The sequence below is a fragment of the Pseudomonas sp. P1_C12 genome, assembly GCF_056406435.1.
Genome location: NZ_JBFUAE010000038.1, coordinates 1 through 9108, shown reverse-complemented (window position 1 = coordinate 9108; position 9108 = coordinate 1). Strand labels below are relative to the sequence as shown.

Annotated in this window: 6 protein-coding genes and 4 pseudogenes; 3 read left to right on the top strand and 7 right to left on the bottom strand. The window is 57.0% G+C overall.

Annotated elements, in window-relative coordinates; genetic code table 11:
• Nucleotides 1–1311: pseudogene (locus AC1D19_RS30165) on the bottom strand (copper oxidase); the annotation flags it as partial.
• Between the two features lie 707 nt (nucleotides 1312–2018).
• Here AC1D19_RS30165 and AC1D19_RS30160 point away from each other — a divergent pair.
• Nucleotides 2019–3500, top strand: coding sequence for a DUF1254 domain-containing protein (locus AC1D19_RS30160; protein WP_477765553.1), 1482 nt, complete (start codon nucleotides 2019–2021; stop codon nucleotides 3498–3500).
• A gap of 298 nt (nucleotides 3501–3798) precedes the next feature.
• On the opposite strand, the gene gfa is transcribed toward AC1D19_RS30160, so the two are convergent.
• Both gfa and AC1D19_RS30150 read right to left on the bottom strand, forming a co-directional pair.
• Entirely contained in the window at nucleotides 3799–4377 is a 579-nt protein-coding gene (gene gfa / locus AC1D19_RS30155; RefSeq protein WP_477765552.1) for an S-(hydroxymethyl)glutathione synthase, read from the bottom strand.
• 345 nt (nucleotides 4378–4722) lie between these two features.
• Nucleotides 4723–5043 (bottom strand): annotated as a pseudogene (locus AC1D19_RS30150) (tyrosine-type recombinase/integrase); the annotation flags it as partial.
• Between the two features lie 223 nt (nucleotides 5044–5266).
• Between AC1D19_RS30150 and AC1D19_RS30145 the strand changes: the two are divergent.
• On the top strand, nucleotides 5267–6136 hold the full coding sequence (locus tag AC1D19_RS30145) for an AraC family transcriptional regulator (protein ID WP_477765551.1): 870 nt from the start codon (nucleotides 5267–5269) through the stop codon (nucleotides 6134–6136).
• 123 nt (nucleotides 6137–6259) lie between these two features.
• Here AC1D19_RS30145 and AC1D19_RS30140 read toward each other — a convergent pair whose 3' ends face one another.
• Both AC1D19_RS30140 and AC1D19_RS30135 read right to left on the bottom strand, forming a co-directional pair.
• Entirely contained in the window at nucleotides 6260–6748 is a 489-nt protein-coding gene (locus AC1D19_RS30140; RefSeq protein ID WP_477756782.1) for a GNAT family N-acetyltransferase, read from the bottom strand.
• A gap of 151 nt (nucleotides 6749–6899) precedes the next feature.
• Nucleotides 6900–7220 carry an isochorismate lyase gene (locus AC1D19_RS30135; protein ID WP_477756784.1) on the bottom strand — a complete coding sequence of 107 codons (321 nt, stop codon included), beginning with the start codon at nucleotides 7218–7220 and terminating at the stop codon, nucleotides 6900–6902.
• Nucleotides 7221–7975: 755 nt separating this feature from the next.
• Between AC1D19_RS30135 and AC1D19_RS30130 the strand changes: the two are divergent.
• Nucleotides 7976–8311: pseudogene (locus tag AC1D19_RS30130) on the top strand (TonB-dependent receptor domain-containing protein); the annotation flags it as partial.
• Nucleotides 8312–8495: 184 nt separating this feature from the next.
• Here AC1D19_RS30130 and AC1D19_RS30125 read toward each other — a convergent pair.
• Both AC1D19_RS30125 and AC1D19_RS30120 read right to left on the bottom strand, forming a co-directional pair.
• Nucleotides 8496–8702 carry a co-regulatory protein PtrA N-terminal domain-containing protein gene (locus AC1D19_RS30125; RefSeq protein WP_477765550.1) on the bottom strand — a complete coding sequence of 69 codons (207 nt, stop codon included), beginning with the start codon at nucleotides 8700–8702 and terminating at the stop codon, nucleotides 8496–8498.
• An 82-nt stretch (nucleotides 8703–8784) separates the two neighbouring features.
• Nucleotides 8785–9108, bottom strand: a pseudogene (locus AC1D19_RS30120) (hypothetical protein); the annotation flags it as partial.

The following is a 9108-nucleotide window of genomic DNA, read 5'->3' as shown; positions in this document are numbered from 1 at the left end:
GAACCAGTGGGTGCTCATGGTTTCGCGCCAGTCGCCACGGATCTTGATGCTGCCGTTGTTACAGGTCTTGAGGCCCGGCGTGGCATCGTTGACATACAGGGTTTCGCCCGGGGCGCAGGGGAACGCCGCGCGCGGATCCTGGGCGCTGGTGTTGATGGTGTCGTAACCGGCCAGCTGGACAGGCCAGCGATAGTCGTAGTACTGCCCCGGAAAGAAAAACGCATTGGCATAGCCGTCGCTTTCCGCCGGGGAGTGGCCGTTGTGTTCGTGGGTGCTGAGGGTATGCAGGCCGAAACCCATGTTGGCCGACGGATCGATCGGCAGGGCGTTGTAGTGACGCATCAGCACGGGTTGGCCGTACCGCACCAACAGCAGTTTTGGCGGAAAGGTGCCGTCGAAGGTCCAGAGCGCCTTGTGGTTCTGAATCGGCATGTTGGGGTGAAAGCGGGTATCGATGCCTTTGGTGGTGCCCGCAATGACCGGGGTGTCCGAGGTCTGGTTGTAGAGTCCGCCAGGCCCGAACTCACCGACGGCGTAGTTGTGCAACTGTCGGCGGTCGCGCATGCCGCCGTTGAGCTTGGCGCCTGCTTGAGCGGTCTTGAAGGCGACCTGTGGGTAGAACTCGTTCCAGCGCTGGTGCGACCAGCCTTTTCCAGGCGGACGACCTTCGGCCGGCGAGCCGACCGGATGGCGGTTGAGGAAGGCTTCGATCTGCGCTTTCCACGGGTTGCGGTCCAGCACGTTGGAATACTGCGACGGAAACGGGTACAGCCCCGGCTGGCGCATGAAGGCTTCCAGCGCCGCGGCCGAAGGGCCACTGCGGGCGATGTTGTTCGGGTCCTGCGTGGGCGCAGGGCCGACGATCGGAACCGGGAAGGTCAGCGTGGGCGGCGGTAGTGTCGGGTCGAGTTTCTCCGTGCCGAATTCTTCGAACAGCAGCAGCTGCTGAGTGTACGGCTGGGCCCCGAACAATGGGCTGGGCTTGCCATTGGTGGGGATTTTGAAGGATGTCTGCAGGGCTGGCGGCAGCACGTTGTCGGTCGTTGGCGTGGCGTGGGTGCCAAAAACACCATTGGGCAGGGCGAGGGCGCCCTGGTTGGCGGGTGGCATGGCCCGTATGGCATCCAGCGCGGCCTTGGGGTCGACCGGCGGGTTGGTAAACGCAGAGGGGTCCGTCGGTGGTGGCGGGCCGAAATCATCCAGCGGTGCGGCACTGACCGGATCCAACCCGAAGGTGATCAACAGTACAGAAACTGCGCCCGAAACCCTTGAGGAACGGATCGAATTGAATGGCGATGCAAGGATTCTCATGAGGTTCCCTCCGCGACATAGCAAAACGGCGCACCCAGCCATCCCCACCTGGTGACAGTAACTGCCTGCGTTGCAAGGCGCCATGCAACCACCGGGCCATGGACGAGAGGGGGAATGAAAATTCCGAGTAATTAGTAAGTTGTTTCAACGTGTTTTTTTTTGGTAGGTGCTGGGTGGGGGGATATTCCTCAAATGAGGTAGTAAACGCGCGGTTGGGTGGGTGTAGTGCCCCATTTATGGAAATAGTAGCGGCCCTATTTCACCGCCCGCTTTTGGCAGGGGCTGCTCGCCCTAGGGCGACATGGATAATGTTACATAACTGAATCAGACCGGCTTCTCGTATTTATCGTGGCGACAGGACGTACAAATAGCGGGCACTATTTCAGCTGCGCAAGGGGATGCTGGCTTTTTGTGATCTACCCTCCCAGGGCGTGTGAGTTGGCGCTTCGCCACAGGATTTACTTAGTCGGGAGACAGACCTTAGTTTCCATTGGGCCGCGGTCTGGATGGGGCATGCCAGTCGATCAGCAAAAAACCTTGTCTGGCTATCGTGTATCAGGCGAGTTCGACAACGCCTGGATTGAAGCCCAGATCGCCAATATGACTTGGCACTACTGAAAAGTCGGGAGGGTTTCAGGCGTTCAGATTATTTCACCGTGGCCATGAACACTCACGGCAATAGCTTGCTCAAAACCAACGAGGTGGAAATGAACAGGAAGTTTAACCGGGGCTGGATAATGGCTGCGGCAGTCGTCGTAGTGGGTTCAACGCTTTTTGCGGGGTGTGCGAGCAAGACCGATCCGATCACGCAGGCAGACAAGGCCGATGCGGCCAAGGGCGCGCCCGCGCCGAGTCTCGAGCAGACCAAGGCGATCGCCGAGGAAGGCTTTATCTACGGCTTGCCGCTGGTCATGAACTACGCCGTGATGAACGAATATGCCGTGGACAAGGATGGCCCGCAATACAAGGCACCGTTCAATCAGCTCAAGAACGAACCTCGCGTCTTCACCTACCAAGACACAGCCATCATCACTCCGAACAGCGACACCCCGTACTCGTTTGTCTGGCTGGACTTGCGCGCGGAGCCGATGGTGATCTCGGTGCCGGCGGTGGACCATCGGCGTTACTACTCGGTGCAGCTAATCGACGGCAATACCTACAACTACGGTTACATCGGCAGCCGTGCCACCGGCAGTGAGCCAGGTCACTACATGGTGGTCGGTCCCGACTGGAAAGGCACGACCCCTCCCGGTATCAAGAAAGTCTTCACCTCGACCACTCCCTTCGCCTTGAGCGGCATGCGGACTCAGCTCTTCAATGCCAAGGACATGCCGAATGTCGAGAAGGTGCAGGCGGGCTACAAGGTCCAGCCGCTGTCCGCCTTTCTCCATCAGCCCGCGCCGCCCACTGCGCCGAAGATTGATTTCGTTCCGGCCACCACGGAGGGCATCAAGGCCAACTTCTTCGAGTACTTGTCGGCCGCGATGGAGTATGTGCCGCCATCGGCTGACGACAAGGAGATTCGGGCGAAGCTGGCCAGCATCGGCGTAGGCCCCGGTCGGAGCTTCGAATTCAAGGACCTCTCGCTCGAGCACAAGGCCGTGGTCCTGCTCGGGATGAAGGCCGGTGACGAGAAGGTCGACAAGTTCCTCGCGAGCGGGACGAAGATAATCAACGGCTGGAGCGTCGGCGCGTACTTCGGCGACCAAACGTTCTACAAGACCGACTGGCTGAAGCGTGCTGGTGCCGCGAAAGGCGGTCTCTACGGCAATGACGCCGTCGAGGCGATGTATCCCAACACGCGCACCGACGGCACCGGCCAGACGCTCGATACCAGCAAGCGCAAGTACACGCTCACCTTCCCGGCCGGCAAACTGCCGCCCGCCAATGCCTTCTGGTCGGTGACCATGTACGACGGCAAGAGCCAGCTGCTGATCAAGAATCCGCTCAACCGTTACCTGATCAATTCGCCGATGCTGTCGGCCATGAAGAAAAACGCGGATGGTTCACTGACGCTGTACATCCAGAAGGACTCCCCCGGTAAGGCCAAGGAGGCCAACTGGTTGCCGGCGCCTGACGACACGGTCTATCTGATGATGCGTCTGTACTGGCCGAAGACCGCACCGCCTTCGATTCTTCCCGCTGGCGAAGGCAGCTGGCAGCCACCGGCGTTGGTGGTATCGAAGTAGTGCGACCCATTGCTGACACTCGCCGTAAGTCGGTGTCGGCCAGTGCTACTTTTTGCCAATAGCAGCCGATCATGAAGGGCTGCTATTGGCCGCTATCTGCCTGATGTAGATGCAGTTAGCCATAGCGAAAAGGTGGGTTGAGAGAGCCTGGTGGTACAAAATTGGTACGAGCGGAATTGAAAACTGGCGTAATCCATTGTCTTAATGCCCATAGCCCCCCAGTTAATTATGTGGGGCGCACAACATCAAAGGTGAATCGGAGCCGCGGTCCGGAAAAGAAACCGCGGCAACCGATCAATCAGGCGGCGGGGAGCAGGCCTTTCTGTTTGGCGACATGAGTCGCCAGTGCGTCCATCAAGTCCGGGGACAAGCAGTCATAGGGTTCCAGGCCGATTGAGCGCAAGCGCTCGCGGATAGCCTTCATTTGCGCGGGCGGTGTGCCGGTTTCGATGATGGAGGACACGAACGCCGCGAATCCCGGCGCAGCCCATCCGCTCTGTGGCGAAAGCTCGGTGTGGACGAAGTCCAGGCCATAAAACGCATGGTCCTTGTTCTCGATGCGCCCAAAGAGATGGGCGTGACACTGCTTGCAGGCGTGGCGCTGGATGGTGGCGGATTCGTCGACAATCGCCAGTTTTTCGCCGTGGGCAATCACGCTGACCTTATCTCGAGGCACCACGGCGATGACGGCGAATGTCGCGTTTTGTGGTTTCCAGCATTTGCTGCAGCCGCACGCGTGGTTATGCAGAGTTTGTGCGTCGATCTTGACCTCGACCTTGTCAGTCGCACACAGGCATTGCAGGGTGCCACCTGTGAAATTCGCGGCGGCGGGTTGGATACCATTGTCCAGTACAGGGTGAAGTTGCAAAGTGCTCATGCTGGCGTCTCCGTTTCAGGGTGTCAGACAAAAGTGCCTGGGGCCGTGCCCCAGACCGGTAGTTCATCGGAACTCGATGCCGGCGCGGATCGATTTGCCTTCATGCATCCGATCGAACCGCGGCGGATTTCGAAAAGGACACAGTGCATAAACGAGTGACCTCCTTCGGTGCGACCGGTCGGTTACCCAGATCAAGAATAGTCTGCGATGATGTCTCGAGCGCGGCCAGGACCAGCGCACGGGCGAGTGTGTCGAATTCAGATGGAATCCACACACGCACAAGGTTTTTCAGATCTGCTTCTGGCCGGACAGCGACGGCCAAGCATTGACCGTCGCAGCAGGTGATCAGACCTCCGTCTGTTCCGCCATTTCCAGGGCGTCATCGACTTCGATTCCCAGGTATCTGACAGTGCTTTCAAGCTTCGTATGACCAAGCAGGAGTTGGACAGCTCTCAAGTTCTTCGTCCTGCGATAGATCAACGATGCCTTGGTTCGCCGTAGCGTGTGGGTACCGTACATGGTTGGGTCAAGGCCAATGGCTGTCACCCACGCTTTGACTATTCGAGCGTATTGCCCGGTGGAGAGATGATCTGAGCCATGCAACCGGGTCGGAAACAAGAACTCCTCACCACGGAGGTGGGCCTGATGAATCCAAGCCTCCAGAACCTCGATTTTGGTTGACTGACTTCCTCAGGGCGTGAAGCTGGCGGTCGTACAGGATTTACAATCGGAGGCTCAGATGAACCGCCCGGTAGCCTTCAAGACGGTGCATCCAAGGCGGCCACGTCGAACGGGCAATTCAAACGCGACCTGAGCAAACACGGCTAGGCGCGGGCACGCCGGTATAGTCGACTCTATTGCCTACCGTATTTCCCGGAGCCTCCATCCAGTGTCTGACTTGCTGAGCAACGCCGCCTACACAAAACGCTTCGACCTGGTACTCGCCTACATCGACGCCAATCTCGAAGGTGACTTGTCCGTGAAGACGTTGAGCCAAGTCGCGAATTTTTCGGCGTTTCACTTCCATCGACAATTCACCGCGTTCGTGGGCGTGCCTGTTTCACGTTATGTACAACTGATGCGACTAGGACGCGCGGCGCATTGCTTGTCTTCCCTCGCGAATTACTCGGTGCTGGACGCCGCTTTCGGTGCGGGTTTCGAAAGCCCCGAAGCATTTTCCAGGGCGTTCAGGCGAGCGTTCGGTATGACGCCGAGTGCATTCAGGAAGCAACCGAATTGGCAGGTCTGGAGTGCGGTGTTCACCATCCCTCATTTTTCCAGGAGCATCATCATGCAGATACGAATTGTGGAGTTTCGCGAAGTCAGGGTTGCAGCATTGGAGCATTGCGGAGCGCCCGGGCTCATTAATGAGAGCGTGCGTAAATTTATCGAATGGCGCATGCAGAGCGGACAGTCGCCGGTGGCATCAAGTCGCAGCTTTGGTATTCCTTTCGGTAACCCCGATACGACCCCGGCCGAAGAGTTCCGGTTTGCAATCTGCGGCGAGATTCACGAGGCGGTAGCAGCGAATGAGTTCGGCGTAACCGAGAGGGTTATCCCCGGCGGGCGCTGCGTCGTGGTGCGTCACGTGGGCTCGACGGATCACATCGGCGAATCGATCTATCCGATCTATCGCGACTGGCTCCCTACCAGCGGCGAGGAGCTTCGAGACCAGCCGCTGTTCTTCGATTATCTGAGCATTTCCCCCGAGACACCGCAGGATCAATGGCAGACCGATATTTATGTGCCTTTGCAATAGCGGACAGGTCGCTGCTGGTTTGAAACGATCGTCGTTGAGTTCATCGTTGTAATCTGCCTCTCGCCAAGGGGCAGCTATTGGCCGATCTCTGCCTGTCTTCCAGGGTAACAATCGACCGCGTATTCAACCTGTCGAGATTCTGCTGCGCGTCATGTGTATGAGGGCCGATCGGCCGTTTCCCAAAGAAGGTCGCTCCTCAATTGCATAAGGCACAAACCCAAGCTTGGGGTAGAGCAGCAGCCCTCCGGTGTTTTCGTTGAAACAGGAAATCTGCACCTCGTTGGCTCCGTAACGCTCGAATGCCAAGCCGGTCATCGTCTCTACGATGAACGTGGCCACTCCTTCACCCCGAGCGCTCGGCGAGACGATGACATTGCCGATACAGCAAACGCCATTGCGTTCAGCTCGATAGAAATTTGCAAACCCAACGACAGTCCCATTGATCTCCACGACGGTAGAGTCAAAGCGTTGGGAGATCGCGGTAATCAACTGCGTTTCCGTTAGCGGGAAGTGCGCCTTTGGAAACATGAAAAACAACTCTTGAGCGTTCTGAGGAAAGCCGCAGATCATTTTAACGTCGCTAGCCTTCACTGGCCTGTGGTTCAGTTTCATTGCTCGTCTCTAAGCTCCATGAATCGGTACTTTAGCTGAGTCCCAAGGCTAGCGCAGGGTGATGGAAAGCAATGGCATGCCCGCAAATGGCCGATTACAGCAGACATGAAGGGCGGTTGACGCCCCATGGCGGACAGTCCGGACACTAGAGTCAGGTGTTGGATTGATGAGCCGCCCAGTGTTTCATCTCTTCTGCAATGAAGTGGTTCACCAGGTCACTGTACATCTTCTCGATTGCATCCGGGCTCAGGCCCTCAGCCTCGGCCCACTCGCGTCGTGTCTCCAACATGGCCTTGAAACGCTCCGGAGCACGCACCGAAGTTGCTGAGGTCTTGTACTTCGAGGCAGCCAGTACATAGTGAAAACGCTTGCCCAACAGCTTGATAACAACCTGATCAAGGGCATCGATTTCGCGTCGAATATCCTCCATGCCTGCACACTCTTCGGGTTGCAACTGATTGATGACGTCCATGTAGGTGACTCCGTTTACTGAAAAAATCGTCGGCCTTCGGAAGAAGTATCGGCGCGCTGTTTTCCATGAGTGATACAGACTGAATACCATAAGTCGGTGTTTGAGTGGCTGCTTCTGGCAGATTCTGTTGAAAAAGTCGGCCCGCCCAAATGGCCTGAATATTGAGTGGTGAAAATGCCTTTTTTACACGCTGCTACGTGAAATCTGAGCCCGGAAGCCTCTGCCCAAAAGTAAAGATTTCAATCTCAGGCGCGTATTTTTCTGCCGTGGAAACCATGGCCGACTTTTTCAACAGAATCGGCCGATTTCTGCCTGTCGCCTTAAGTGACTCCACTCATTTGCCATCACTCTATCTACTGTCTGCCCCGATGACATTTTCTGTCGAAGACGACTTTACCGGTAGATCTTTGGCTGCACATTGCCAGTGGTGAGGGGGCGAGCTGTAGCCGCCTACCCTGAGCGTCAGATATTGAACTGTAACGGCCCGAGGCTTGACGTCCGGACGGAACGCTTCTGTCGGCCATCAATTAAATTGAGACGATCGTTCCGAGTAGCGTCAATGAGTTGTATCGGAATGATATGTATTTACTTGCAAATAATAATAGTTGTTATTCGCGCGATCATTCGTACAAAGGTGTCCATGGTGGCTCGATCGCGCATTTACCCAGCCTCTCTGTCGTTGCTGGGCGTTCTGGTTGTACCTGATTTACAGGCAGAAACGCAGTCTGCTCTAACCCTGCCGGCAACCGCTGTGAACAGTGAGTGTCGTCAACGAAGGCCAGGTACCCACCTTGACGCCGCGCCACAGCGCCAACCTGTGGTTGGTGCGTTCGCTGACGCAAACCTGGCGTGTGGGCATGGGGGCCAACTATGTCGATGATCGCTATACCGCGCTGGATAACAATGTGGTCATGCCGGCTTACACAACAGTGGACACCGCGCTGTTGTACAACCAGCCGAAATGGGACATGGCCCTGCGTCTGCGCAATGTCTTCGACAAGGAGTATTACGCTTCGGCGCATGGTTCGGTGGATCTGATCACGCCCGGTGCCCCACGGACGCTGGAGCTGAGCACCAACTATCGCTTCTGAGCCCAGACCTGAAGAACAGGCCCCAAAGCAGCCCTTCGTGAAAGGCTGCTTATAGCTGTGGATTCAACACACTGGATTTTGTGTTAGCGGGATTTCGGTTAAATAAGCAAAAGCAGCACCTTGGGTGCTGCATTCGAGGCTTGAGGCCGCACATTTCTGTCAGCCCGGGGACGCGCTATACGGATCAGCTATTGCTGCGGTCGGTCGCCTTGGCTTTGCTTTCAGCTACAGCGGCTTCAGCCTTCTGTTTCTGGGCAACCTGGAAGGCTTTCATCGAGACTGTCCGGGCCGACTCCATGCGTGCGAAGGTCCGATCACCGCCACCTGTGGCCATCGCCAGAGAAGAAGCGGTCAGAGTGGCGACTACGAAGAGAACTTTCATGGATTTCATTTGGATATCCTCAAGTGAGACTTTATTAACAGTTAAAGCGGGATTCATTGGCTAGCGCTGGACGTCCTTGTTCAACCTGGAATTACCAGCCAGCCAGGGCGGCATTTCCTGGAGTCCTGGTGCCTTGCTCCATGTGCGCTTCGGTGTCTCTGTTTTTGGCCCAGGCAGTGAGCAATACCATCATCCCGAACCCAGCGACGATGAGCACCGGATAGGCTGCCAGCAACTCCACCAGCGAGTACTTCCAGGCCAGCGGACGACCAACGCCCAGCATGGCGGCATAGAACCACGACACGCCAGAGAACGCCCCCGAGAACAGCGCCAGCATGCGCAGGCTGAAGGAGAGTTTCAGTAACGAACCGGCTTTTTTCAGCGCCGGCAATACAGCGCGATGCAACACCAACAC

Excerpts from the sequence above, each read along its gene's own strand:
- AC1D19_RS30160 (WP_477765553.1), top strand. The coding sequence starts at position 2,019 with ATGAACAGGAAGTTTAACCGGGGCTGGATAATGGCTGCGGCAGTCGTC.
- AC1D19_RS30135 (WP_477756784.1), bottom strand. The coding sequence starts at position 7,220 with ATGGACGTCATCAATCAGTTGCAACCCGAAGAGTGTGCAGGCATGGAG.
- AC1D19_RS30125 (WP_477765550.1), bottom strand. The coding sequence starts at position 8,702 with ATGAAATCCATGAAAGTTCTCTTCGTAGTCGCCACTCTGACCGCTTCT.
- AC1D19_RS30140 (WP_477756782.1), bottom strand. The coding sequence starts at position 6,748 with ATGAAACTGAACCACAGGCCAGTGAAGGCTAGCGACGTTAAAATGATC.
- gfa (WP_477765552.1), bottom strand. The coding sequence starts at position 4,377 with ATGAGCACTTTGCAACTTCACCCTGTACTGGACAATGGTATCCAACCC.